Genomic DNA, 24,466 nt, shown 5'->3' on the forward strand with positions numbered 1-24,466 from the left:
CGGGGTCAGGGCTCGGTCGGTACCGCGCGGATGCGCCCGTTGTCGTCCAGCGCGACCATCACGAAGCGTGCCTCGGTAACCTTGTAGAGCTCGTCGGGGTTGCGTTCGTGGGGCGAGCGTATCCATACCTCGGCATCGATGGTGATCGAGCTGTGACCGATATCGCGCACGGCGGTGAAGATGTTGACCACCGAGCCGATACGCACCGGGCACAGAAAATCCATCGATTCGACGGCCACCGTGGCGGTGCGCCCATGGGCCAGGCGGCCGGCGCACAGCTCGGCGGCCTGGTCCATTTGATCGATCAACCAGCCGCCGCTGATATCGCCGTAGAAATTGGTGTCCTGGCGCCGCGCCAGGACCTTCAGGGTCAGATCGCCCTGCGGGGCCGGTACGTCATCGAGGTCGGTCATGCTCGCTCCTATCCAGCGCTTGTTGTTATCCACCTGCTCGGCCTCATCTTAAACGGCGGGCGGCCCGCTCGACCACTCTCCCATCGGCCCCGGCGACGTGGCAAGTGCGCTGCCACTGGTGTCGACGGTGATCGGGGCTTAACCTGACTGCAATATTTCTGCGGCAACATCTGCGGGCACATCACCGTGGCCTGCATCGCGAGGAGCTTCGCTAGCGTTGTCTGACATCCACAGCTGTCCACTCATTCGCGCCTGACGCGCACCGAAAATTACATCACCGGCCGCCTGAACTGAGCGTTTACAAACCCTCGCGGCCCCGGAGGAAACATGGATATCACCAGCGATACTCACAGTCAGCACATTTCCAACCAGTTCAACCAGGAGCTCGAGGCGCTCAAGACCCATTTGATGGCGATGGGCGGGCTGGTCGAGAAGCAGGTCCAGGACGCCATCTCGGCGCTGCTCGAGGGCGACAGCCGGCTGGCCGAGCAGGTCCGCGACAACGACACCGCGGTCAACGACATGCAGCTCAGGATCGACGAGGAGTGCACCCGGGTGCTGGCGCGCCGCCAGCCGGCGGCCTCCGACCTGCGCCTGGTGCTGGCGGTGATTCGCGCCACCTCGGATCTCGAGCGGATCGGCGACGAGGCCAACAAGATCGCCCGCAACGCGCTGGCACTGGCCGAATCGGGGCGCTCGGCGCGCGGCTTCGTCGAAGTCCGCCACATCAGCGAGCACGTGCGCGGCATGGTCCGCGACGCGCTGACCGCCTTCGCCCGTTTCGATACCGAACTGGCGCTCAAGGTGGTCCGCGAGGACGACGCGGTGGACAGCGAATACACCTCGGCGATGCGCTCGCTGGTGACCTTCATGATGGAGGACCCGCGCTCGATCACCTCGATCTTGAGCGTGATGTGGATCCTGCGCGCGCTGGAGCGCATCGGCGATCACGCCGACAATCTCGCCGAGTACGTCATCTACCTGGTCAAGGGCCTGGACATTCGCCATAGCGACGTCGGCGCGCTTGACGAGCAGGGGTTGGGCAGTAAAGGTTAGGCCTCGTCCGCCGCCGCGCTGGCGGCCTACTTGTACGTCGGCCTACGGATCGCTGTCATGCTCAACGCCTTTGGCGCCCTGGCGCAGGGCACCCGGCTGGTACTCTCGCCGGGCCTGCGCCGTTACGTGTTTCTGCCGGTCGTCGCCAACCTGGCGCTCTACGTCGGCACCATCGTCTATCTGCTGAACAATTTCGGCGGCTGGCTCGATTACTGGATGCTCAAGGTGCCGGGCTGGCTCAGCTGGCTCGAGTGGCTGATCTGGCCGCTGCTGGTGGTCAGCCTGGTGGTGGTGGCGTTCTTCACCTTCACGCTGGTCTCCAGCCTGATCGCCGCGCCGTTCTACGGCTTTCTCGCCGAGAAGGTCGAGATCCGGCTCACTGGCCAACCGCCCGTCGACGAGCGCAGCCTGATGCGCGGCGGGCTCGACGCGCTGGGCCGCGAACTCATCAAGCTGGGTTACATCCTGCCGCGCATGGCGCTGCTGTTCCTGATCGGCTTCGTGCCCGGACTCAACCTGGCGATGCCGTTCCTGTGGGCGGCGTTTTCGGCGTGGATGATGGCGATCACCTACCTCGATTACCCCATGGACAACAATCGCGTGGCCTTCGCCGACATGCGCCGCCGGCTGCGCGCGCGCTGGTGGCCGACGCTGACCTTCGGTGGCTGGGTGCTGGCGGCGACCTGGCTGCCGCTGATCAATCTGATACTGCTGCCCGGCGCGGTGGCCGGGGCGGTGTTGATGTGGCAGCAGCACTATCGCCAGCTGCCGGTGCGTACGTGAGTCACTAGCTTACTTTCGAACTCGGCTCGGCCATGCTCGGGGCGGTCATCAACGCGCTTGGATGCACGTCCATGCGCGATCCATAGCGTGTGCGCCTTGCCTATGCCTGCCTGAAGGCTTTCTGGCGTTTCGACGGGCTCCCGGAGCCTCGAGCATTTCCGCTATACTCCAGGCATTTTTTCTTACCGCGGCCGGGCACCGCGCCGGCCGGATTTTCACAGAGAGCAGTCACCGTCATGGCCAAAGCGCAAGCAAGCAACAAGCCCGCCAAGGGCTTTGAAGAAACCCTGTGGGACAGCGCCAACAAGCTGCGCGGCAGTGTGGAATCGGCCGAGTACAAGCACGTGGTGCTGAGCCTGATCTTTCTGAAGTTCATCAGCGACAAGTTCGAGCAGCAAAAGCAGCGCGTGATCGACCACTACGGCGCGGACTACGTCGACATGGTCGACTTCTACGCTCAGGACAACGTCTTCTATCTGCCGGAAGAGGCGCGCTGGGAATACATCCAGAAAAACGCCAAGCAGGACAACCTGGCGCTTACGATCGACACCGCCATGCGCACGGTGGAGAAGAACAACGCGACGCTTGCCGGCGCCTTGCCCGACAACTACTTTTCGCGGCTCGATCTGAGCGCCAGCAAGCTCGCCTCGCTGATCGACACCATCGACAATATCGAGACCATCGCCAAGGCGCAGCACCAGAGCGAAGAGGATATCGTCGGACGGGTCTACGAGTATTTTCTCGGCAAGTTTGCCGCCAACGAGGGCCAGCGCGGCGGCGAATTCTATACCCCCAAGAGCGTGGTGACGCTGCTGGTGGAGATGCTCGAACCCTATCAGGGCAAGATCTACGACCCCTGCTGCGGGTCGGGCGGAATGTTCGTGCAGTCGCTCAAGTTCATCGAGGCGCACAAGGGTAGCCGCCTCGCCGTCTCGATCTACGGGCAGGAGTACGCCAACACCACCCGCAAGCTGGCCAAGATGAACCTCGCGATTCGCGGCATCGCCGGCAACCTGGGCGAAGCGGCGGCGGACAGCTTCTTTCGCGACCAGCACCCCGATCTCAAGGCCGATTTCATCCTCGCCAACCCGCCCTTCAACCAGAGCCAATGGCGCGCCCCGGCCGAGTTGACCGACGACCCGCGCTGGGCCGACTTCGACGTGCCGCCCACCGGCAACGCCAACTACGCCTGGATCTTGCACATGCTCTCCAAGCTGAGCCACCAGGGCGCGGCCGGTTTCGTGATGGCCAACGGCTCGATGAGTTCGAGCACCAGCGGCGAGGGCAAGATTCGCCAGCAACTGATCGAGGATGACCTGGTCGAGTGCATGATCGCGCTGCCGGGGCAGCTGTTCTTCACCACCCAGATTCCGGTCTGCCTGTGGTTCCTCACCAACAGCAAGCAGGCCAACGCGGCGAAAGGCTACCGCGACCGCGAGGATGAAACGCTGTTCATCGACGCCCGCCAGCTGGGCAGCATGATCAGCCGCAAGCAGAAGGACCTGAGCGACGACGACATCGCCACCATCGCCCGCACCTTCCACGCCTGGCGCGGCCAGCCGGAGGCCGGCGTCTATGAAGACATCGCCGGTTTCTGCAAGAGCGCGAGCTTCGACGAGATCAAGGGTCACGATTTCGTGCTCACCCCCGGGCGCTACGTCGGCGCCGCCGAAGTCGAGGACGACGGCATTCCCTTCGAGACCAGGATGGCCGAACTGACGACCCGGCTCGGCGAGCAGTTTGCCGAGTCGGCGAAATTGGAGAAGCAGATCAAGCAGAATCTGGCGGGGTTGGGTTATGGAATTTAAATGGCTAGAAACCCAATTAGGCGAGTTTATAGAATTGAAGAGGGGCTACGATCTTCCTAACAAAGATCGTGCAGAGGGAGATGTTGAAATTATCTCTTCATCTGGGTCGAGCGGCTTTCACTCTAAAGCAAAGGTGAAAGGGCCCGGAGTTGTAACAGGTCGATATGGAACCATCGGTAAAGTTTTTTATTCTGAAAGCGATTTCTGGCCATTAAACACAACGCTCTATGTAAAAGATTTCAAAGGCAATCATCCTGAGTTTGTTTATTATTTTTTAAAAACACTGAATTTCTTGCAGTATAGCGACAAAGCTGCAGTTCCTGGGGTTAATAGAAACCATCTGCATAAAACTTGGATTAAAGTGCCTGCAGATTCCTCAGGTCAAAGAAAAATAGCTGAGAGCTTATCTGCTCTAGACAAAAAAATCACTCTCAACACACAAATCAACCAGACCCTCGAACAGATGGCCCAGGCGCTGTTCAAAAGCTGGTTCGTCGACTTCGACCCGGTGATCGACAACGCGCTGGAAGCGGGTAACCCGATTCCCGAGCCGCTGGCGGAGCGCGCTGCCAAGCGGCAGGCAATGTGGGCCGCTGACAATGAGGCGGCTCCTGAGCGCCTGCCGGCCGAGACGCGCCGGCTATTTCCCGATCGGTTCGAGGAAGATGAGGCGTTGGGATGGGTGCCGGCGGGATGGAGTAGTGGCTGTATAAGCGATATTAGCGAGATAAATGCTAAGTCATGGACGGCTAAAAACAGCCCGCCCTCTGTTGAATACGTCGATTTAGCAAATACTAAAAACGGTGTTATTGAAGAAACAGCTTGTTTTGGTTTTGATGAGGCACCCTCGCGTGCTCGTCGAGTACTGTCTCCGGGAGATACTATTGTTGGCACTGTTCGCCCCGGCAATCGTTCCTATGCACTTATCGGAGAAGCTCATGGTCAGCTAACGGGTAGCACTGGATTTGCAGTATTGACACCAAAATCAAAAGAATTGGTTGAGTTTGTATATCTGGCGATAACTAGGGACGAGGTTATAGAAGAATTTGCGCGCCTAGCTGATGGCGGGGCGTACCCTGCAATAAAGCCGTCGGTCGTTACAGAAGTTAAAATTGTAATTCCTGGGTATAGTGTGTTGCTTTGCTTTAATAAATTGCTGGCCCCGATGTTTACAAAGCGCCAATCCAATTTTTGCGATAATTACACTTTAAAAAAACTCCGCGACACCCTGCTCCCCAAGCTGCTCTCCGGCGAACTCCAGTTGCCGGACGCCGAAGCGGCGGTTGACGCCGCGCTGGAGGCGGAAACCGCATGAACCAGACCACCCGCGTGCGCTGAGCGCTGCGGCTCAAGGCCCGAATAGATAAGCCGATAATTCTATGTTGATCCAATAACAGACGGCGTGAGTGCATGAAGTTCACCGAAGCGAAACTGGAAGCGGCCATCATCGCCCTGCTCGGCGAGCAGGGCTATCCCCACCGGCTGGGCGCGAGCATCGAGCGCGCACCGGACGCCGTGCTGATCGAGGCCGATCTGCGCGACTTCCTGCAAATGCGCTACGGTGATGCCGGCATTACCCCGGGCGAAATCGAATCGGTCATCGCGCGCCTCAAGGGGCTTTCGCCGGGCGATCTTTACGAGAGCAACAAGACCTTCTGCGGCTGGCTGGCGGATGGCTTTGTGCTCAAGCGTGAAGATCCCGCCCGACAGGATCTGCACGTTCAGCTGTTCGACGACGCGGGGCTCGAACGGCTCGGCGCCCGGCCCCATGCCGAGCCACTGGCGCAGGTGGCCGAGCCGCCGGAGGCGTATACGGCGGACACCAACCGCTATGCGCTGGTCAGCCAGTTGAAGATCGAGGGCAAGGAGAACGTCCGCATTCCCGATGCAATTCTCTATATCAATGGCCTGCCGCTGGTGGTGTTCGAGTTCAAGAGCGCCATCGGCGAGCATCAGACCTCCATTTTTGAAGCCTACAAACAGCTGACCGTTCGCTACCGGCGCGATATTCCCCAGCTTTTCGTCTTCAACGCGCTGTGCGTGATCAGCGACGGCGTGAATTCGCGAATGGGCAGCCTCTTTGCGCCCTACGAGTCCTTCTATAGCTGGCGCAAGGTGAGCGGCTTCGATTCCGTCGACAAGGAGGGTATCGATTCGCTGCACACCATGCTGCGGGGGCTTTTCGACCGGGATCGGCTGCGGCTGGTACTGCGCGATTTCATCTTCTTTCCCGACAAGTCCCATCAGGACGAGAAGATCGTCTGCCGCTATCCGCAGTTCTATGCGGTCAACAAGCTCTATCACAGCATCATGGCCGCACAGCGGCCCGCGGGCGATGGCAAGGGCGGCACCTATTTCGGCGCGACCGGTTGTGGCAAGAGTTACACCATGCAGTTTCTGGCCCGGCGCTTGATGAAGAGCCTGGCGTTTGCAAGCCCGACCCTCGTGCTGATCACCGATCGCGCGGACCTCGATGACCAGCTGTCGCGGCAGTTCACCAACGTGCGGGGCTATATCGGTGATGACACTATCGTCGAGGTCCAGAGCCGTGAGCATCTACGCGAGCAGCTGGCCGGACGCCGCAGCGGTGGCGTGTTCCTGACCACGATCCACAAGTTCACCGAAGACACGAAGCTTCTGACCGAGCGCAGCAACGTGATCTGCATCTCGGATGAAGCGCACCGCAGCCAGATCAATCTGGATCAAAAGGTGCAGATCACCGAACAGGGGGTGCGCAAGGCCTACGGCTTCGCCTTCTATCTGCACCGCTCGCTGCCCAACGCCACCTACGTCGGTTTCAGCGGCACGCCGATCGACGCCACGCTGGACGTGTTCGGCGCGGTGGTCGACAGCTACACCATGAGCGAGTCGGTCAACGACGAGATCACCGTGCGCATCGTCTATGAAGGTCGCGCCGCCAAGGTGACGCTGGACGATGCCCGGCTGCGCAAAATCGAAAGCTATTACGACGAGTGCGCCAAGGCCGGCAGCAACGAGCATCAGATCGAGGAGAGCAAGAAGGCGATGGCCTCGATGAACTCGATTCTGGGCGATTCGGATCGTATCCGGGTGCTGGCCGAGGATTTCGTGGCCCACTACGAGCGTCGCCTGGAAGAAGGCTCGACCGTGCGCGGCAAGGCGATGTTCGTCTCCAGTAGCCGCGAAATCGCCTGGCAGCTTTACCAGGAGATTCAGGCATTGCGGCCTGGGTGGTTCGAGGTCAGAGACTTCGAAGCGGGCAACGAACCCACCGCAATCGAGCGTGAGAAGCTCAAGCCCATGGCGCGGGTCAACCTGGTCATGACGCGGGGCAAGAACGACGCGAAAGCGCTCTACGATCTGCTCGGCAGCAAGGAGTACCGCAAGACGCTGGATCTACAGTTCAAGAACGAGAAGTCCAACTTCAAGATCGCCATCGTGGTCGATATGTGGCTGACCGGCTTCGATGTGCCGAGCCTCGACACGCTGTATATCGACAAACCCGTGCAGCGCCACAACCTGATCCAGACCATCTCGCGGGTCAATCGCAACTACGCGGGCAAGGACAAGGGCCTGGTAGTCGATTACATCGGCATCAAGCGTCAGATGAATCAGGCGCTGGCGCAGTTCTCGAAGGCCGATGAAACCAGCTTCGAAGATATCCAGACCTCGCTGATCGCGGTGAAGAACGATCTGGATCTGCTGGCGACATTGATGCATGGCTTCGACGACAGCGGCTATTTCCAGGGCGAGCCGTTGGTCCAGCTCGATTGCCTCAACCGTGCTGCCGAATTCGTGCTGAGTGTGGGCAAGCGCGAAAAGCGCTTCATGACGTTGGTCAAACGGCTCAAGACGGCTTATGACGTCTGTTGTGGCAGCGAGAAGCTGAGTCAGGTTGAGCGCGATCGGGTGCATTTCCATCTCGCGGTGCGTTCGATCGTCTTCAAGCTGACCAAGGGCGACGCGCCGGATACCGCGCAGATGAATGCCCGGGTGCGGGAGATGATCAGTGAAGCGCTGCGCGCTGACGGCGTCGAAGCGGTTTTTGCGCTGGGCGAGGAGAGCGCCGAGAAGATCGATCTCTTCGACGAGGATTACTTGGCCCGCCTGGACAAGATCAAGCTGCCCAATACCAAGATTGAGCTACTGAAGCAGCTGCTGGCAAAAGCGCTCAACGAGTTCAAGAAGACCAACCAGCACAAGGCGATCGAGTTCTCGAAGAAGTTTCGCTCACTGGTGGAACTCTACAACGAGCGCAAGGAAGATGACGCCTTTACCAGCGAGGTCCATCAGGAGGCGGTCGATAGTTTCCTGGAACTGATGGAGCAACTGAAGCAGGAGATGGGCTCGTTCGAAGCACTGGGGATTACCGTCGAGGAGAAGGCGTTCTACGACATCCTCAAGGCCGTCGCGGTGAAGTACCAGTTCCCCTATGAAGAACAGCGGCTGCTCACCCTGGCGGCCGAGGTCAAGGCGGTCGTCGATGACAAGACGAAGTACCCGGACTGGAACAACCGGCAGGACATCAGGGCTTCGCTCCGCGTCGAGCTGATCATGCTGTTGTCCAGAAACGGCTATCCCCCGGTAACCCACGCCGAAGTCTATCGAGACGTGTTCGAGCAGGCGGAAAACTTCAAGAAATACAGTGCATAGGCAACTACTGAGCGAAGAATTTTGCTTGCCTGCCTGTAAGGCATGGCAGCGTCTCGTCGCCTTCCGGCAGACCGGCTTCAGTCATCCTCAACCCTCGGCCGGGAACAATCGCGGATCGGGGGGGAACTCGAAGTGGGTCAACGTGACCTTGGCCGCGTCGGGATGGAGCGGGTTGAAAAGGTAGTTGCAGTTGTGGGGGACGATCACGGTTGGCACTTGCAGCAGCAGGGTCTTCGCTTCCTTCAGCCAGGCATCGCCGATGCCTCGGGTGGTAGCCGGCTCGTCGCTCCATTGTGCCGGCAGGCTGCCGCGGGCATCTCGCACACTGGCGATTTGGGGCAGATCGACACGCAGCAGCGTGAACGCCTCCGGCAGCTCATCCAGGCTCAGCTCGAAATGCACGAGCACCTCCAGGAGAGCGGTGGCCGGACAATCGGCAAGGTACACGACCGGGCGCCCCTTATGGTGCCAGCGCCCCGCTACCTGGGTCCCACCAATGCCGGAAAGATCCTTGAAATTCGAGATGCGCCACAGGGTTTGCCTCGTCACGCGGCGAACCCATGGCGTAGCTGCTCCAGGAGCTGCCCGGCGGCAATGTAGCCTGGCGTTGTCGCGATGGCCTCCAGGGCGCTGATGCCACCCAGCGCTTTTCTGGGCTTCTGCAACCATCGGGAGGCTTTCTCCTGACTGCCAAAGACCTCCTCGGCGAGCAGAATGATCCTGCCGGCGCGATACAGGCGATCGCCTTCCGCCGGGGAGAGCGTCTCGCCCCGGGAGCGGCGATGGCTCAGCGTGCGCGGCTTTATAATGCCCAGACCCACGACGTCTACCCCATGCTTGGCTAGCCGGTCGAGGGCCACCAGTGGCACTCCTTGGCGGATCAGTTCATCGGCCTGCACGCCACGACGCCCACCCATGAGCAGGGTGACTTCGTTTTCAACGTCGCTATCGAGTGCTTGCATATTCAACTTCCAGGCTCTGGCAATATGCCTAAGAGAATAAGGCATGTTGCCGAAACGCCCAAGTCGCTCTCAATCGGTGCTCATCAATCGATGCCCATGCAGCCAGTGGTCTTGGGATCACACCTAATCGGACGTGCTGCGCATGGCGTTCGGCGTTTCGCCGGCTTCCGGCAGGTATAGCCGCGCGGCGGGAAACACGCAGCGAAACAGCGCGCCTTTGCCGGGCTGCGAGACGATCTCCAGCTGCGCGTCGTGGCGCAGCAGCACGTGCTTGACGATCGCCAGCCCCAGCCCGGTGCCGCCGGTGGCCTTGCTGCGGCCCTGATCGACGCGGTAGAAGCGCTCGGTCAGTCGCGGGATATGCACCGGGTCGATGCCTTCGCCGTTGTCCTCGACCTCCAGGGCGGCGCCGTCCCGCCAGGGCCGCCAGCGCAGCGTGATGGTCGATTCCGGCGGCGTGTAGCGCACCGCGTTGAAGGCCAGGTTGGACAGCGCGCTGTGCAGTTCCTGCTCGATGCCGGCGAGTCCCCGGTGCGTGTCGGTCTCGATGCGCACGACATGCCCTGCTTCGCTCAGCGCGCGGGTATCGGCGGCGACCTGCTCGAGCAGCGCGGCGACGTCGACGCGGCTTTCCTGTTCCAGGCGATGATCGGTTTCCAGCCGCGACAATAGCAGCAGGTCGTTGACCAGATTCTGCATGCGCGTGGTCTGCTCCTGCATCTGGGTCAGGCCGCGTTGCCAGCGCGGCGGCAACTGCTCCTCCGGCATGTCCTCGGTCAGGGCGGCGTAGGTTTCCAGGTAGCCGGAAAGCACGGTCAGCGGCGTGCGCAGCTCGTGGGAAACGTTGGCGACGAAGTCGCGGCGCATCTGCTCGAGGCGGTGCAGGCGGGTGATGTCGCGAGCCATCACCAGCCGTTCGTCGTCGCCGTAGAGAGTGATCTGAAACTGCAGGATCAGGTCGTCGCGCAGCGGCGAGGGCAGTGTCAGCGGCTCGCGGTAGTCGCGAGCATTGAAATAGTCGACGAAACGCGGCGAACGCAGCAGGTTGGTGATGTGCTGGCCGCGATCGTGGCGGGTCTGCAGGCCGAGCATGCGCTCGGCGGCGCTGTTCCACCACTCCAGGTCGCCACGGCTGTCGAGCATCACCACGCTGTCGCGCATCGCCTCGGAGGATTCCTGGACGCGGCGGATCACGTCGCGCAGGCGCTGCTGGGTCAGCCGCTGGCTCTTCTGGTACTTGTACAGCCGATCGAACAGATCGCCCCACACGCCGCTGCCCACCGGCGGCTCGCGCCCGGGATGATAGGTCAACCAGACGTACAGCTCGCGCAGATGGCGCAGGTGAATGAACAAGAACAGCCCCAGCCCGACCGCCAGCCCCCAGCCCGGCTCGCCGAGCACCCAGCCCAACAGCCCCAGCCCGCCGACCAGATAGCCCAGCCGCCAGAGTTCGTTGGTCCAGTAGTACATCGCGGTCCCTCAGAGTCTGGCCGAGAAGCGATAGCCGGTCCCGCGCACGGTCTGGATCAGGTGCTGATGGGGCTCGCCGAGCGCCTTGCGCAGGCGGCGGATATGCACGTCGACGGTGCGCTCCTCGACGTAGACGTTGCCGCCCCACACCTGGTCGAGCAGTTGGCCGCGGGTATAGGCGCGCTCCTGGTGGGTCATGAAGAACTGCAGCAGGCGGTACTCGGTGGGGCCGATCTCCAGCGACTGGCCATGCGCGGAGACCCGATGGCTGGCCGGGTCGAGCGTGAGTCCCTCGACCTCGACCGCGTCCTCGATACCGCGCGGCGTGGTCCGGCGCAGCACCGCCTTGAGCCGGGCGACCAGCTCGCGCGGCGAGAACGGCTTGGTGATGTAGTCGTCGGCGCCGGCCTCGAGGCCGAGGATCTTGTTGTCCTCCTCGCTCTTGGCGGTGAGCAGGATGATCGGCAGCTCGGCGGTGGTTTCCTCGCGCTTGAGCCGCCGCGCCAGCTCGATGCCGCTGGTGCCGGGCATCATCCAGTCGAGCAGCAGCAGATCGGGCTGATCGTCGACGATCAGGGCGTGGGCGCTCTGCGCGTTGTCGGCCTCGAGCACGCGATAATCGGCCATCTCCAGCGCCACGGCAATCATCTCGCGGATCGCGGACTCGTCATCGACGATCAGTACGGTCTTGGATGTCATGTTGCCGGGCCTCCACCAATGACAGGTCGATGACGATTACACCGTCTCGACATGACAAGCTTGTGACAAGCGCCGCGCCGCTGCAATCCTGGCGTGGCGGGAAGTCACCCGGCGCTCGGCCACAGCGTCAACGCCAGGCCGGCCCACAGCACCAGTCCCGCCCAGTGGTTGTTGAGAAACGCCCGGAAGCAGCGCTCCCGCGAGCGCTCGCGAATCAGCCAGTGCTGGTAGACGAAGATCAGCGCCATGGCCGCGAGGCCGGCCCAGAAGAACCCGCCCAGCGCCTGGCGGGTGCCGACCACCGCCAGCAGCGTCAGCGTGGCGAGTTGCAACAGGCCGATCATCAGCCGGTCGTAGTGGCCGAACAGCACCGCGGTGGACTTGATGCCGATCCTGAGATCGTCGTCGCGGTCGACCATCGCGTACTGGGTGTCGTAGGCCACCGTCCACGCCACGTTGGCGAAGAACAGCAGCCAGGCGTCGGCCGGCAACTCGCCGAGTACCGCGCCGAAGGCCATGGGGATCGCCCACGAGAAGGCCGCGCCGAGGAATAGCTGCGGCCAGTGGGTGTAGCGCTTCATGAACGGGTAGATGAACGCCAGCGCCACGCCGCCCAGCGACAGCATGATGGTGAACGGATTGGTCAGGTAGACCAGCACGAAGGCAAGCGCCACCAGCACGCCGAACAGCACCTTGGCCTCGCCCTCGCCGATTCGCCCGGTGGCCAGCGGCCGGTCCCGGGTGCGCTTGACGTGGCCGTCGAAATGGCGATCGGCGTAGTCGTTGATCACGCAGCCCGCGGCGCGCATCACGTACACCCCGGCGATGAAGATCAGCAGCGTGGCGCGCTCGGGCAGGCCCTCGGCGGCGATCCACAGCGCCCACAGCGTCGGCCACATCAACAGCCAGGTGCCGATCGGCCGGTCGAGGCGGGTCAGCTGCAGGAAAGCGGGCAGGCGCGCCGGGCTGAAGCGCGCAAGGCCGGTGGGGGGCGAGCTGGGTTGCTGCATGAGTGCCTCCGGAGACGATCCCCGCTAGTCTAGCGTTTGGCCAGCCCCAGTTCATCCGCCATGCGTACCAGGAAGAATTCCTGCACCAGCACCGCGAAACGCCCGTGACGCAGCAACGAGCGGCGCGACCAGCACGTCTCGCAGAGTCCCGCTTCGCCGTGCAGGGCGGGCGGCTGGCGGATGATCTCGATCGGACCGCGGACCAGCCCCGGCTGGCGAAACAGCCAACTGCCCAGCGAGCGCTCGCCGAGCTGATTGAGGCGTTGGCCGCGCAGGCTGGCGAGTCGCGCCACCGAGCGGGCGACGACCCAGGGCCGGCCGCCGACACACAGCGCCACCTCGCGACACCAGACCCGCTGGCCGGGCGCGATGCCCAGCGCCCGCGCTTCGTCGGCGCGGGCGCGCGCGATGCGCTGCGTCAACAGACGTACCCGGAAGTCGCCGCCGCCGGCCGCGACCAGCCGCCTCGTCAGCGAGTCGCGGCTCGCCAGCCACTGCCACCAGGCCGGGCTCATCGCCATGCGCCAGGCCGCCGCGGGGCGCCAACGGGGCCAGCGTGGCGGTGCGGCATGGCGGGGCTGGGCCTCGTGCACGGTGCTCTCCTGTGGTCTCGGGCCGGGTCAGATTGGGCGCGCTAGTGTACCATGGGCGGCCCACTCCACGGCCTAGGAGCCTGTCGGACTGCGCATGAATGCACCCCTGACCATCCTCGGCAGCGGCATGGCCGGACTGGGCCTGGCTCGCCAGCTACGTGCCCGCCAGCCCGGCCGGCCGATCACCCTGATCACCGCCGACGGCGGCGACGAGTATGCCAAGCCGCTGCTCTCCACCGGCTTCGCCAAGCGCCTGGCACCGGGTGCGCTGGCCACGCGCTCGGCGCTGGCCGTGGCCGACGAACTGCAGCTGGTGGTACGCACCTATACCCGGGTCGAGGCGCTCGATCCGGCCGCGCGCGAGCTGCACATCGGGGCCGAACGGCTGGCCTACAGTGAGCTGGTGATCGCCACCGGCGCCGCGCCGCAGCCACCCTTCGCGATCGATGCGGCGCTCAGGCACCGGCGGGTGTTCACGATCAACGACCTCGACGACTATCGCGCCTTTCATGCCGCGCTCACCGCACTCGAGCGGCCGGCACGGGTCGCCATCGTCGGCGCGGGCCTGGTGGGTTGCGAGTACGCCAACGATCTGGCCGCCGGCGGACACGGCGTGGCGCTGGTGGCCCCGGAAAGCGCACCGCTGGCGCGCCTGCTGCCCGAGCCGCTGGGCCGGGCGCTGGCCGGGGAGCTGGCCGCTGCCGGCATCGATCTGCACCTGGGGCGCAGCGTGACCGCGCTCGCCCACGACGGCAGCGACCTGCGCCTGGCGCTGGACGACGGCCACGGTCTGGACGCCGATCTGGTGCTGGTCGCCACCGGCCTGGCGCCGCGCCGCGAGCTGGCGCACGCGGCCGGACTCGAGACCAGCGCGGCGGGCATCCATACCGACCGTCAGCTGCGCACCTCGGCGCCGGGGATCTACGCGCTGGGCGACGTGGCCTGCGTCGACGGGATCAATGCGATGTACGTGCAGCCGCTGCAGGCCAGCGTCAAGGCGCTGGCGGCGACGCTGGCCGGCACCCCGAGCGCGGTGCGCTACGGGCCATGGCCGGTGATCGTCAAGACGCCGTGCTGCCCGGTGGTCGCGCTGCCCCCGCGCACAGCCCCCGCGCGCTGGCGGATCGAGGGCCAAGGCAGCGATTTGACCGCGCTTGCCGAGGACGAAAACGAGCGTTTAATGGGCTTTGCGTTGACAGGCGCCTGCGTGCGGCGGAAAGTCGAACTGGCGCGGGCCGCACCGGCATTGCTAATCTAGTGGCGTCATATCGCCCGCCGGCCTGCCGGCCGCGGTTACATCGCACACACCCACGACATGAAAAACAACAAGCGGCGGTAGCGACCGCTGTCTTATCAGCCAAATCAGGAGGGCTTTATGCGCAAGCCAGAACTCGCGGCGGCGATCGCCGAGCGTGCCGATCTTTCCAAGGACAAGGCCAGTCAGGTACTCAACGTCATCCTCGACGAGATCACCGGTACCGTGGCCAAGGGCCAGGACGTGTCATTGATCGGCTTCGGCTCCTTCACCGTGCGCGAGCGGGCGGCCCGTACCGGCAAGAACCCGCAGACCGGCGAGTCGCTGACCATCCCGGCCAGCAAGACCGTCGCCTTCAAGGCCGGCAAGGCCCTCAAGGACGCCGTCTCCAAGTAGACGGCGTGTTGCGGAGAACCCGCTGACCCGGGTTTCTCCGCCAGGCCGGCTGCCCGGCAGCCGGCACGCGCTCTGCGCTCATCGTCAATTCTGGATGCTTCATGAAGCTGCGAATGCTGCTGTGGCTACTCGGCTGGATGCTCAAGCGCGCGCGTCGCCGTCAGGGGCGCTTTGGCGAGCTGCTGCGCGACAACGGCCGCCTCGACTGGGGCATCGCCACCGAGGACCTGCGCATCGCCCGGCACTATCGAATGACCGCCGAAGCTATCGACAGCGCACCCGGGCTGCCGGTGGATCTCGATCTGGAACTGCGCTTTCGCGACGCCGACAGCGCCCTGGCCATTCTCAAGAAACCCACCCAGCGGGCCTTTCTCGACGGCATGATCGACGGCCGGGTCCGGCTGGTCGGCGACTCCCGCGATCTGCAACGTCTGCAGAAGCTGCTCGGCCAGCTGCGCTGAGCGAGCGATTATCCGCACGACTCGAACGGTGATTGACGTTAAACTAAAGTCGTAGTTTGGAGAAGCCAGCCCTTCCCGCAACAGGACACGATTTCCGCTTATGTTGCCCCGCCTGCTCGATCAGCCGCTCAGACGCCTGTGGACCCTGGATACCTTCGCCTACAGCCTGCGGGTGTTCATTGCGCTGGTCGGGGCGCTGCTGGTCTGCTGGCAGCTCGGCGACATGGCCAAGCTGATCCCGCTGTTTCTGGGCATCATCGCCAGTGCGCTGGCCGAGACCGACGACAGCTGGCAGGGCCGACTCAAGGCGCTGGGCGCGACTCTCGCCTGCTTCAGCATCGCCGCGCTGTCGGTGGAAATGCTGTTCGGCTACCCCTGGGCGTTCGCCGTGGGCCTGGCGCTGTCGACGTTCGCCATGACCATGCTCGGTGCGGTGGGCCAGCGCTACGCCACCATTGCCTACGCCACGCTGATCCTGGCGATCTATACCATGATCGATCTTGAGCGTCATGACAGCGTGGCGCTCGGCGAGCTGTGGCGCGAGCCGTTGCTGCTGGTGATCGGTGCGGCCTGGTACGGCGTGATCTCGGTGGTCTGGTGCGCGCTGTTCTCGCGCCAGCCGCTCAAGCTGAGCATGGCGCTGGTGTTTCGCGAGCTGGGCGAGTACCTGCGCCTCAAGGCGCTGTTGTTCGAACCGCTGCGCGGACTCGACATCGAGGCCCGCCGGCTGGCGCTGGCCGAGCAGAACGGCCGGGTGGTCAATGCCCTGAACCAGGCCAAGGAGATGATCTTCCGGCGCCTCGAGGGCCAGCGCAGCGCGCACAAGCTCAATCGCTACCTGCGGCTGTACTTCATCGCCCAGGACATCCACGAGCGCGCCAGCTCCTCGCACTACCCCTACGGTGAGCTGGCCGAGGCGTTCTTTCATCACGATGTGCTGTTTCGCTGCCAGCGGCTGCTCGACCAGCAGGGCCGGGGCTGCCGCTCGCTGGCCCGGGCGCTGCTGATGCGCCGGCCGTTCGAGCATGGTCAGAGCGAACAGGCGCTGCGCGATCTGAGCGCCTCGCTCGACTACCTGCATGCCCAGCGGCGCCCCGAATGGCGCGGACTGCTGCACTCGCTGGACGCGCTGGCCGACAACCTGGCCACCCTCGAGCACCAGCTGAGCGGGGCGCAGAACCCCGACGCCCGCGACGAGCATCCAGACAGCAGCCTGTACGACCGCTCGCCGCGCGGGCTGCGCGACGTGCGCGACCGCCTCCTGTCGCACCTTACCCCGGCCTCGCCGATCTTCCGTCATGCCCTGCGGTTGTCGGTGACGCTGATGGTCGGTTACGGCGTGCTGCACCTGGTGCATCCCGCCCAGGGCTACTGGATCCTGCTCACCAGCCTGTTCGTGTGCCGGCCCAATTTTGGCGCTACGCGGCGTTTCTTGTGGCAGCGCATCGTCGGCACGGTGGTCGGGCTGGTCGCCGGCTGGGCGCTGATCTCGCTGTTTCCCGGCCAACTGATCCAGTTGTCGATCGCGGTACTCGCCGGGGTGGTGTTCTTCGCCAGCCGGACGCGGCACTACATCGTCGCCACCGCCGCCATCACGCTGCTGGTGCTGTGCAGCTTCAATCAGGTGGGCGACGGCTTCGGGCTGATCTGGCCACGGCTGTTCGATACCCTGGTCGGGGCACTGATCGCCGGCCTGGCGGTGATGCTGATCCTGCCCGACTGGCAGGGCCGGCGGCTGCATCGCCAGGGTGCCGAGACGCTCATCGCCAGCGTGCGCTACCTGCGCGAGATCGTCAGCCAGTACATCGGCGGCAAGCAGGACGATCTCGACTACCGGCTGGCGCGGCGCAACGCCCACAACGCCGACGCCGCGCTGTCCACACTGCTCGCCAACGTGCGCCTGGAGCCCGGGCATTTCCGCAAGGACGCCGAGGTCGGCTTTCGCTTCCTTGGCCATTCGCACACCCTGCTCAGCTATCTTTCGGCGCTCGGCGCGCATCGCGGCGAGACCCGCGCGCTGGCCGACGACGCCACGCTGCGCCAGGCCGCCGAGGCGATCGGCGACGATCTCGAGGCGATCGCCGGGCGGCTGCGCGAACGCGGCACGATGCCGGCGCTGGATGATGCCGAAGCGCGCGGCCTGGCGCTGCAGGCCCAGGCGATGGAGGAAAGCAGCGAGGAGCGCCGCTTGCTGCAGACTCAGCTGTCATTGATCAGCCGTCAACTGGTGGCGCTGCGCGATGCGGCGGCGCGGCTGGCGGCCCAGGAGGGCTGAGCGAGACGTAGTAAGGGCGCGTCTCACACCTGGCCGTAGCGGCCCGCTTCCTCGCCCAGCCAGCGGCGGATCAGCGGCGCGCTGGCATCCGGCGCTTCCTCGAGCAGCGCCCGGGCCAGCGGGCTGACGCGCTCGAGCAGATCGCGGTCGCGCTCCAGATCGGCGATCTTCATCTGCGCCAGGCCGGTCTGGCGGGTGCCCAGCACTTCGCCGGGGCCGCGCAGCTCGAGATCCTTCTCGGCGATGCGAAAGCCGTCGGTGGTCTCGCGCATCACCCCCAGCCGCTCGCGGGAGTGCGCCGACAGCGGCGGCCGGTAGAGCAGCACGCAGAAACTCTCGGTATCGCCGCGCCCCACCCGCCCGCGTAACTGATGAAGCTGCGACAACCCCAGGCGTTCGGGATTCTCGATGATCATCAGGCTGGCGTTGGGCACGTCGACGCCGACCTCGATCACCGTGGTGGCGACCAGCAGGTCGAGCTCGCCGCGCTTGAAGGCGTCCATCACCGCGGCCTTCTCGGCGGCCTTCATGCGCCCGTGGACCAGGCCGACGGCGAGTGCCGGCAGCGCCTCGGTCAGCGCGTCGCGGGTCGCTTCGGCAGCCTGGCACTGCAATGCCTCTGACTCCTCGATCAGCGTGCAGACCCAGTAGGCCTGGCGACCGGCGTCGCAGGCCCGGCGAATGCGCTCGACCACCTCGGGGCGGCGTTCGTCGGGCACCGCCACGGTCTGCACCGGGGTGCGCCCCGGCGGCAGCTCGTCGATCACCGACAGGTCGAGATCGGCGTAGGCGCTCATCGCCAGGGTGCGCGGGATCGGCGTGGCGGTCATGATCAGCTGATGCGGGGTCAGCCCGCCGGCTTCGCCCTTCTGGCGCAGCGCCAGGCGCTGGTGGACGCCGAAGCGATGCTGCTCGTCGACGATCGCCAGGCCCAGGCGCTGGAAGTGCACGTCCTCCTGGAACAGCGCATGAGTGCCCACCACTACCTGCGCCCGGCCGTCGGCGATCGCCGCCTTGGTGTCGAGGCGCGCCTTGCCCTTGAGCTTGCCGGCCAGCCAGGCGACGTCGATGCCCAGCGGCGTGAACCAGTCGCGGAAATTGCGAAAATGCTGCTCGGCGAGGATCTCGGTGGGCGCCATGACCGCCGCCTGGCAACCGCCGGCGATGGCGGCCAGCGCGGCCAGCGCGGCGACCACCGTCTTGCCCGAGCCGACGTCGCCCTGCACCAGGCGCAGCATCGGCTGGGCGGTTTCCAGGTCGCGGGCGATCTCGTCGAGCACCCTCCGCTGGGCGCCGGTCAGCGAGAACGGCAGCTGGGCGACGAAGCGCGTCTGCAGGCCGCGGCCGCTGGGCAGCGGCGGCGCGCCGTCGGCCTGGATGCGCAGGCGCACCTGACGCAGGCTGAGCTGGTGGGCGAGCAGCTCTTCCAGGGCCAGCCGGCGCTGGGTGGGGTGGGTGCCGGCGGCGAGCCGCTCGAGATCGGGGTAACGCAGGCAGGCGTGCAGCTCGGGTAGCCGGAAGCGTTCGCGCAGCGGTTCGGGAATGCCGTCGGGCAGCGCCTGCGGCGCGCCGGCAAGGATTTTCAGGGCCTGGCCGATCAGTCCGCGCAGGCGCGGCTGGGTCAGCCCCACGGTGGTCGGGTAGATCGGCGTCAGATGGTCCTCGACCGGGGTCTCGCCGGATTTCAGCAGGCGATACTCGGGATGATAGATCTCGAGCCCGGTGGCGCCGGCGCGCGCCTCGCCGAAGCAGCGCACGTGCGCTCCGGGGGCGAACTGCTGCTGCTGGGCCGGCGAGAAGTGGAAAAACCGCAGGCTGATGATCCCCGAGCCATCCTTGAGCCGCACCAGCAGGCTGCGTCGGCGGCCCTTGACCACGTCGGCGGCGGCCACCTCGCCCTCGACCACGCCCTCCATGCCGGCGCGCAGGGTGCCGATCGGGGTGATCCGCGTGCGATCCTGATAGCGCAGCGGCAGATGGAACAACAGGTCGCCGAGCGTATCGATGCGCAGCCGCGCCAACTTGGCGGAGAGCGCCTCGCCGACCCCGTCGAGCGCGTTGACCGGTTGGTCGAGCTCGCTCATGCCGGCACAGGGTCGACATGACGCTGCTGGCAGGCGTCGATCGCCGCGATCAGCGCATCGATCGCCTTGGGCCGCGGGAAGCTGGCCCGCCAGGCGATCGCCACGGTACGGCTGGGCGCGGTGGGTGTGAAGGGCCGGCTCTCGAGCAATCCGGACTCGTAATGATTGGTGCCGATCGCCGAGCGCGGCAGCACGGTGACGCCGAGCTTGGAGGCGACCATGTGGCGGATCGTCTCCAGCGAGCCGCCTTCGGCGGTCAAGGTGTTGCTCGGGCTGTTGAGGTGGGTGCCGATCGCCGGGCAGGCCTCGAGGATTTGATCGCGGAAGCAATGGCCCTCGCCGAGCAGCAGCAGGCGCTCGTCGAGCAGGTTCTCCTTGTCGATGGTCGCCTTGCGCGTCCAGGGATGATCGCTGGGCATCAGCACTTCGAAGGGCTCCTCATAGAGCGCTCGCGTGACCACGTCGGCCTCGGTGAACGGCAGCGCGACGATGATCGCGTCGAGCTCGCCGCTTCTGAGCTTGCGGCGCAGCTCGGCGGTGAAGCTCTCCTCGATGTACAGCGGCATCTGCGGCGCGCTGCGTGACAGCTCGGGGATCAGGTAGGGGAATAAGTAGGGGCCGATGGTGTAGATCGCACCGATGCGCAACGGGCTGGCCAGCTGATCCTTGCCTTCGTTGGCCAGCTCGCGGATCACGCTGGCCTGCTCGAGCACGCGCTGGGCCTGGCTTATCACCTTCTCGCCCAGCGGCGTGACCTGGACGGTGGACTTGGAGCGCTCGAACAACGCCACCCCCAGCTCCTCTTCGAGTTTCTTCACGGCCACCGACAGCGTGGGCTGCGAGACGAAGCAGCGCTCGGCGGCACGCCCGAAGTGGCGCTCCTGCGCCAAGGTTACGATGTAGCGAAGTTCTGTTAGAGTCATGAGTGGGGCCGAGAGGGCTATCCTATTGCATCGATGAATGACTTCGTTTTACCAAGGAGCCAGGTAAAGGTGAAGAATACGAGTCTTATTCTGGGCTGCGGCGACATCGGAACGACGCTGGGCCTGCAGCTGGCGGAAGCCGGTCATCGCGTGATCGGCGTGCGTCGCCATCCGCAATCCCTCGACGATACGCCGATCGAGCCATTGGCGCTCGATCTCAACGATTCGGCGGCGCTTGCGCAGCTGCCCGAGGCCGACATTATCGTTTATGTGGCCAGCGCCGACCATTTCGATGAAACGGCCTATCGGGCCGCTTACCTCGATGGCCTCAAGGCGGTGCTCGACGAGTTCGGCCGGCGCGAGGCGGCACCCAAGCGGGTGTTTTTCGTGTCCTCGACCGGGGTCTATGCCCAGCAGGACGGCGAACAGGTCGACGAGCACTCCCCGACCGAGCCGCACGGCTTTTCCGGGCAACTGATGCTGGCCGCCGAGCAGGCGCTGCAGGCGCACTCGCTGCCGGGCACCGTGGTGCGCTTCTCGGGCATCTACGGGCCCGGCCGCGACCGGCTGATCCAGCAGGTGCGCGAGGGCCGCATGGGCGCGGCGATTCCGCCGATGTATACCAACCGCATCCATCGCGACGATTGCGCCGGAGTGCTTGCCCACCTGATCGAAATGACGCTGGCCGAGCGCGAGATCGACACGCTCTACCTGGCCAGCGACTGCGAGCCGGTGCCATTGCACGAGGTCACCGCCTGGCTGGCGCAGCGGCTCAGGGTCGAGTCGAGCGCAACCATGCAGTCGCCGCTCAAGCGCCGCTCGAGCAAGCGCTGCAACAACACCCGGCTGTGCGAGACCGGCTACCGCTTTCGTTACCCGACCTTCCGCGAAGGCTACGCCGAACTGCTGGCCACCGGCGCCGCGACCCGCCCCGAGAAGGCCTGAGCGGCGCAGCGCCCTGTCGGCGACGAGGCTAGTCGCCGATCACCATGATTGCCTCGGCCTCGACCTGGCTGCCCTTGGGCAGCGCCGTGACGCCGACCGCCGCGCGCGCCGGGTAGGGCGACTCGAAGAATTCCTCCATGACCGTGTTGACCTTGGCGAAGTCGTCCAGATCGACCAGATAGAGGTTGAGCTTGACGATGTCCTGCAGCGAGCCGGCGGCCTCCTCGCAGACCGCGGCAAGATTCTTGAACACCTGGCGGGCCTGGGCCTGAATATCGCCGTCGACAAGTTCCATGCGCTGCGGATCGAGCGGGATCTGCCCCGACAGATAGATGGTGTTGCCGGCCTTGATGGCCTGCGAATAGGGGCCGATGGCGGCGGGCGCCTTGTCGGTCTGGATGACGGCCTTGTTGCTCATGGCGAGACTCCTTCAGTTATCGTTGTGCCTGGCCGGGGCCAGGCAACGCTTGCGAGAACACAGCAAAAACGCAACGCCCGCCCCGCCGCCGTCGGGCGGCGGGGCGGGCGAGATGCTTCAGTTGGGGATGCGGTTGATGCGACTGACGTGCGGCAGGTTGCGGATCCGCTTGATGATGCGTGCCAGATGCACCCGGTCGCGCACCGAGAGCGTGAGGTTGATGATCGATAGCCGCGCGTCGCGCTCCTCGATGCCCACTCGCTCGATATTGGCGTCGGCATCGGTGACCAGTCCGGCCAGTTCGGCGACCAGCCCGCGGCGCGTCTCCATGGCGATGCGCAGCGCCACCGGGAAATCGCCGCTGACCTCGTCCGCCCACTCCAGCGCGTACAGCTTGTCGGGATCGCTGCGCAGTTCGCGCACGTTGCGGCATACATTGCGGTGGACGACGATGCCCTTGCCCACCGACAGGTGGCCGATGATCGCATCGCCGGGCAGCGGGTGACAGCAGCGTGCGAAACTCAGCACCATGCCCTCGGTGCCGCTGATGACCATCGGGCCGGTCTGGTTGCCCTGGCCGCCGAGGCCTACGTTATCGGCCTCGGCGACCGGCTGCTCGGCCAGCTGGCGGGCGATGACATAGGCCATGCGCGTGCCCATGCCGATCGATTCCAGCAGGTCGTCGGGCGCCTTGAGCTCGAGCGCCTTGAGCAGCGCCGACAGCCGTGCCTCGGGTAGCTCCTCGAGGCTGGTGTCGAAGTCGGCCAATGCCTTGTTGAGCAGCCGCCGGCCGAGATGGATCGATTCGTTACGCTGCTGGTGCTTGAGCGCGTGACGGATCGCCGAGCGCGCCTTGGCGGTGATCACGAACGACAGCCAGGCGAGGTTGGGGCGCGCCCCGGGGGCGGTGATGATCTCCAGTGTCTGGCCGCTTTCCAGGCGGCTCGACAGCGGCGCCAGGTGGCGGTCGATGCGGCAGGCGATGCAGCTGTTGCCGATGTCGGTGTGCACGGTGTAGGCGAAATCGACCGCGGTGGCGCCCTGCGGCAGCTCCATGATATCGCCCTTGGGCGTGAACACGTAGATATCGTCGGGAAACAGGTCGTTCTTGACGTGTTCGATGAACTCCAGCGAGTTGCCGGCATGGCGCTGCATCTCGAGCAGCCCGCGCACCCACTCGCGGGCCCGGGCGTGGCTGCCGGCGGCGATCGGCCGATCGGTCTGGCCGGCCTTGTACAGCCAGTGCGCGGCGATGCCGTTGTTGGCCATCGCCTCCATCTCGCGAGTGCGGATCTGCACCTCGATGGGCATGCCGTTGGCGCCGAACAGCGTGGTGTGCAGACTCTGGTAGCCGTTGGCCTTGGGAATCGCGATGTAATCCTTGAAGCGCCCCGGAACCGGCTTGTAGAGGTTGTGCACCGCGCCGAGGATGCGATAGCAGGTGTCGACGTCGTCGGTGATGATGCGAAAGCCGAACACGTCCATGATCTCGGCGAACGGCTTGCGCTGGTCGCGCATCTTGCGATAGATCGACAGCAGGTGCTTCTGGCGACCGATCACCGTGCCCGGCAGCGCGTCGTCGTCGAGGCAGTTCTGCAGGCTGGTCTGAACCTGGCGGATCATCGTCCGGCGGTTGCCGCGGGCCATCGACACGGCGCGCTTGATGCGCTCGGCGCGCATCGGATAGATCGCCTGGAACGACAGATCCTCGAGCTCGATGCGGATGGTGTTGATGCCCAGCCGCCCGGCAATGCGGGCGTAGATCTCGAGCGTCTCGCGGGCGATGCGACGCTTCTTGTCGGGACGCAGCGCGCCCAGCGTGCGCATGTTGTGCAGTCGATCGGCGAGCTTGACGATGATCACTCGAATATCCTGGGACATCGCCAGGACCATCTTCTGGAAGTTCTCGGCCTGGGCGACTGCCTTGTCCTCGAAGGTGATCTGGGTCAGCTTCGAGACGCCGTCGACCAGCTCGGCGACCGGTTCGCCGAACTGTTGGGCCAGCGCTTCCTTGGTGACGCCGGTGTCCTCGATCACGTCGTGCAGCATGGCGGCCATTAGGCTCTGATGGTCCATGTGCATGTTGGCGAGGATATTGGAGACGGCGAGCGGGTGGGTGACGTAGGGCTCGCCGGAGCGGCGGCGCTGGCCGTCGTGGGCCTGTTCGGCGTAGTAGAAGGCGCGCTTGACCTGCTGGATCTCGTCCTGCGGGAGATATCCGCCGAGGCGGTCGGCCAAGTCATCGATGGTAAACATACAGCGCGCCTATTGGGTTAAGCCCTG

Annotated in this window: 21 protein-coding genes; 10 read left to right on the forward strand and 11 right to left on the reverse strand. The window is 64.9% G+C overall.

Going from position 1 to position 24,466, the window contains the following annotated elements; all coding sequences use genetic code 11:
* Positions 1 to 5: 5 nt before the first annotated feature.
* Positions 6 to 413: an acyl-CoA thioesterase gene (locus HALZIN_RS0114985; protein ID WP_031385001.1), complete on the reverse strand. Its 408-nt coding sequence runs from the start codon at positions 411 to 413 to the stop codon at positions 6 to 8.
* 327 nt (positions 414 to 740) lie between these two features.
* Here HALZIN_RS0114985 and phoU point away from each other — a divergent pair, with 327 nt between their 5' ends.
* The 5 genes from phoU (at position 741) to HALZIN_RS0115010 (ending at position 8,692) form a co-directional block, all read left to right on the forward strand.
* Positions 741 to 1,469: a phosphate signaling complex protein PhoU gene (phoU, locus tag HALZIN_RS0114990; RefSeq protein ID WP_031385002.1), complete on the forward strand. Its 729-nt coding sequence runs from the start codon at positions 741 to 743 to the stop codon at positions 1,467 to 1,469.
* Between the two features lie 57 nt (positions 1,470 to 1,526).
* Positions 1,527 to 2,252, forward strand: coding sequence for a sulfate transporter CysZ (gene cysZ / locus HALZIN_RS0114995; RefSeq protein ID WP_031385003.1), 726 nt, complete (start codon positions 1,527 to 1,529; stop codon positions 2,250 to 2,252).
* A 236-nt stretch (positions 2,253 to 2,488) separates the two neighbouring features.
* Positions 2,489 to 4,060: a class I SAM-dependent DNA methyltransferase gene (locus tag HALZIN_RS0115000; protein ID WP_031385004.1), complete on the forward strand. Its 1,572-nt coding sequence runs from the start codon at positions 2,489 to 2,491 to the stop codon at positions 4,058 to 4,060.
* Positions 4,050 to 5,375, forward strand: a complete 1,326-nt coding sequence (locus tag HALZIN_RS0115005) for a restriction endonuclease subunit S (protein WP_031385005.1) — start codon at positions 4,050 to 4,052, stop codon at positions 5,373 to 5,375. The genes HALZIN_RS0115000 and HALZIN_RS0115005 overlap by 11 nt, the downstream gene beginning before the upstream one ends.
* A gap of 95 nt (positions 5,376 to 5,470) precedes the next feature.
* Complete coding sequence (locus HALZIN_RS0115010; RefSeq protein ID WP_031385006.1) at positions 5,471 to 8,692, forward strand: type I restriction endonuclease subunit R; 3,222 nt, start codon at positions 5,471 to 5,473, stop codon at positions 8,690 to 8,692.
* Between the two features lie 87 nt (positions 8,693 to 8,779).
* Here HALZIN_RS0115010 and HALZIN_RS0115015 read toward each other — a convergent pair whose 3' ends face one another.
* The 6 genes from HALZIN_RS0115015 to HALZIN_RS0115040 all read right to left on the reverse strand — a co-directional run bounded on the left by HALZIN_RS0115015 (position 8,780) and on the right by HALZIN_RS0115040 (position 13,426).
* Positions 8,780 to 9,241 carry an RES family NAD+ phosphorylase gene (locus tag HALZIN_RS0115015; RefSeq protein WP_031385007.1) on the reverse strand — a complete coding sequence of 154 codons (462 nt, stop codon included), beginning with the start codon at positions 9,239 to 9,241 and terminating at the stop codon, positions 8,780 to 8,782.
* On the reverse strand, positions 9,238 to 9,654 hold the full coding sequence (locus HALZIN_RS0115020; protein ID WP_031385008.1) for an antitoxin Xre/MbcA/ParS toxin-binding domain-containing protein: 417 nt from the start codon (positions 9,652 to 9,654) through the stop codon (positions 9,238 to 9,240). Before HALZIN_RS0115020 ends, HALZIN_RS0115015 begins: the two co-directional genes overlap by 4 nt.
* Positions 9,655 to 9,777: 123 nt before the next feature.
* On the reverse strand, positions 9,778 to 11,124 hold the full coding sequence (phoR, locus tag HALZIN_RS0115025) for a phosphate regulon sensor histidine kinase PhoR (RefSeq protein WP_051907549.1): 1,347 nt from the start codon (positions 11,122 to 11,124) through the stop codon (positions 9,778 to 9,780).
* A 9-nt stretch (positions 11,125 to 11,133) separates the two neighbouring features.
* Positions 11,134 to 11,823, reverse strand: coding sequence for a phosphate regulon transcriptional regulator PhoB (phoB, locus tag HALZIN_RS0115030; RefSeq protein WP_031385010.1), 690 nt, complete (start codon positions 11,821 to 11,823; stop codon positions 11,134 to 11,136).
* 104 nt (positions 11,824 to 11,927) lie between these two features.
* Positions 11,928 to 12,833 (reverse strand): 4-hydroxybenzoate octaprenyltransferase, encoded by a 906-nt coding sequence (ubiA, locus tag HALZIN_RS0115035; protein ID WP_031385011.1) that lies wholly within the window; start codon positions 12,831 to 12,833, stop codon positions 11,928 to 11,930.
* Positions 12,834 to 12,862: 29 nt separating this feature from the next.
* Positions 12,863 to 13,426, reverse strand: a complete 564-nt coding sequence (locus tag HALZIN_RS0115040; RefSeq protein WP_031385012.1) for a chorismate--pyruvate lyase family protein — start codon at positions 13,424 to 13,426, stop codon at positions 12,863 to 12,865.
* A gap of 94 nt (positions 13,427 to 13,520) precedes the next feature.
* Between HALZIN_RS0115040 and HALZIN_RS0115045 the strand changes: the two genes are divergently transcribed.
* From HALZIN_RS0115045 to yccS, 4 genes are all read left to right on the forward strand, one after another.
* On the forward strand, positions 13,521 to 14,684 hold the full coding sequence (locus tag HALZIN_RS0115045; protein ID WP_031385013.1) for an FAD-dependent oxidoreductase: 1,164 nt from the start codon (positions 13,521 to 13,523) through the stop codon (positions 14,682 to 14,684).
* 87 nt (positions 14,685 to 14,771) lie between these two features.
* On the forward strand, positions 14,772 to 15,077 hold the full coding sequence (locus HALZIN_RS0115050; RefSeq protein WP_474600444.1) for an HU family DNA-binding protein: 306 nt from the start codon (positions 14,772 to 14,774) through the stop codon (positions 15,075 to 15,077).
* 101 nt (positions 15,078 to 15,178) lie between these two features.
* A complete protein-coding gene (locus HALZIN_RS0115055; RefSeq protein ID WP_031385015.1) occupies positions 15,179 to 15,538 on the forward strand; it encodes a hypothetical protein in 360 nt (119 codons plus the stop codon).
* Between the two features lie 100 nt (positions 15,539 to 15,638).
* Positions 15,639 to 17,813 (forward strand): YccS family putative transporter, encoded by a 2,175-nt coding sequence (gene yccS / locus HALZIN_RS0115060; RefSeq protein WP_031385016.1) that lies wholly within the window; start codon positions 15,639 to 15,641, stop codon positions 17,811 to 17,813.
* 23 nt (positions 17,814 to 17,836) lie between these two features.
* On the opposite strand, the gene recG is transcribed toward yccS, so the two are convergent.
* Both recG and HALZIN_RS0115070 read right to left on the reverse strand, forming a co-directional pair.
* On the reverse strand, positions 17,837 to 19,897 hold the full coding sequence (gene recG / locus HALZIN_RS0115065; protein WP_031385017.1) for an ATP-dependent DNA helicase RecG: 2,061 nt from the start codon (positions 19,895 to 19,897) through the stop codon (positions 17,837 to 17,839).
* The gene (locus tag HALZIN_RS0115070; protein ID WP_031385018.1) at positions 19,894 to 20,820 is read right to left on the reverse strand and encodes a hydrogen peroxide-inducible genes activator; all 927 of its coding nucleotides are present in this window, start codon (positions 20,818 to 20,820) and stop codon (positions 19,894 to 19,896) included. The genes recG and HALZIN_RS0115070 overlap by 4 nt, the downstream gene beginning before the upstream one ends.
* Before the next feature lie 69 nt (positions 20,821 to 20,889).
* On the opposite strand from HALZIN_RS0115070, the gene HALZIN_RS0115075 reads away from it, so the two are divergent.
* Positions 20,890 to 21,765, forward strand: coding sequence for an SDR family oxidoreductase (locus HALZIN_RS0115075; protein WP_031385019.1), 876 nt, complete (start codon positions 20,890 to 20,892; stop codon positions 21,763 to 21,765).
* Positions 21,766 to 21,793: 28 nt separating this feature from the next.
* On the opposite strand, the gene HALZIN_RS0115080 is transcribed toward HALZIN_RS0115075, so the two are convergent.
* Both HALZIN_RS0115080 and spoT read right to left on the reverse strand, forming a co-directional pair.
* Positions 21,794 to 22,183: a RidA family protein gene (locus tag HALZIN_RS0115080; RefSeq protein WP_031385020.1), complete on the reverse strand. Its 390-nt coding sequence runs from the start codon at positions 22,181 to 22,183 to the stop codon at positions 21,794 to 21,796.
* Positions 22,184 to 22,300: 117 nt separating this feature from the next.
* Positions 22,301 to 24,439 carry a bifunctional GTP diphosphokinase/guanosine-3',5'-bis pyrophosphate 3'-pyrophosphohydrolase gene (spoT, locus tag HALZIN_RS0115085; RefSeq protein WP_031385021.1) on the reverse strand — a complete coding sequence of 713 codons (2,139 nt, stop codon included), beginning with the start codon at positions 24,437 to 24,439 and terminating at the stop codon, positions 22,301 to 22,303.
* Positions 24,440 to 24,466 lie beyond the last annotated feature (27 nt).

The sequence above is a fragment of the Halomonas zincidurans B6 genome (genome assembly GCF_000731955.1).
Taxonomy (GTDB): domain Bacteria; phylum Pseudomonadota; class Gammaproteobacteria; order Pseudomonadales; family Halomonadaceae; genus Modicisalibacter; species Modicisalibacter zincidurans.

Bases quoted from the DNA above. Each gene is read 5' to 3' on its own strand.
- HALZIN_RS0115080 (WP_031385020.1), bottom strand. From the start codon at position 22,183: ATGAGCAACAAGGCCGTCATCCAGACCGACAAGGCGCCCGCCGCCATC.
- cysZ (WP_031385003.1), top strand. From the start codon at position 1,527: ATGCTCAACGCCTTTGGCGCCCTGGCGCAGGGCACCCGGCTGGTACTC.
- phoR (WP_051907549.1), bottom strand. From the start codon at position 11,124: ATGTACTACTGGACCAACGAACTCTGGCGGCTGGGCTATCTGGTCGGC.
- HALZIN_RS0115045 (WP_031385013.1), top strand. From the start codon at position 13,521: ATGAATGCACCCCTGACCATCCTCGGCAGCGGCATGGCCGGACTGGGC.
- HALZIN_RS0114985 (WP_031385001.1), bottom strand. From the start codon at position 413: ATGACCGACCTCGATGACGTACCGGCCCCGCAGGGCGATCTGACCCTG.
- phoB (WP_031385010.1), bottom strand. From the start codon at position 11,823: ATGACATCCAAGACCGTACTGATCGTCGATGACGAGTCCGCGATCCGC.
- HALZIN_RS0115010 (WP_031385006.1), top strand. From the start codon at position 5,471: ATGAAGTTCACCGAAGCGAAACTGGAAGCGGCCATCATCGCCCTGCTC.
- ubiA (WP_031385011.1), bottom strand. From the start codon at position 12,833: ATGCAGCAACCCAGCTCGCCCCCCACCGGCCTTGCGCGCTTCAGCCCG.
- HALZIN_RS0115020 (WP_031385008.1), bottom strand. From the start codon at position 9,654: ATGCAAGCACTCGATAGCGACGTTGAAAACGAAGTCACCCTGCTCATG.
- HALZIN_RS0115055 (WP_031385015.1), top strand. From the start codon at position 15,179: ATGAAGCTGCGAATGCTGCTGTGGCTACTCGGCTGGATGCTCAAGCGC.
- HALZIN_RS0115005 (WP_031385005.1), top strand. From the start codon at position 4,050: ATGGAATTTAAATGGCTAGAAACCCAATTAGGCGAGTTTATAGAATTG.
- recG (WP_031385017.1), bottom strand. From the start codon at position 19,897: ATGAGCGAGCTCGACCAACCGGTCAACGCGCTCGACGGGGTCGGCGAG.
- yccS (WP_031385016.1), top strand. From the start codon at position 15,639: ATGTTGCCCCGCCTGCTCGATCAGCCGCTCAGACGCCTGTGGACCCTG.
- HALZIN_RS0115070 (WP_031385018.1), bottom strand. From the start codon at position 20,820: ATGACTCTAACAGAACTTCGCTACATCGTAACCTTGGCGCAGGAGCGC.
- spoT (WP_031385021.1), bottom strand. From the start codon at position 24,439: ATGTTTACCATCGATGACTTGGCCGACCGCCTCGGCGGATATCTCCCG.
- HALZIN_RS0115000 (WP_031385004.1), top strand. From the start codon at position 2,489: ATGGCCAAAGCGCAAGCAAGCAACAAGCCCGCCAAGGGCTTTGAAGAA.
- phoU (WP_031385002.1), top strand. From the start codon at position 741: ATGGATATCACCAGCGATACTCACAGTCAGCACATTTCCAACCAGTTC.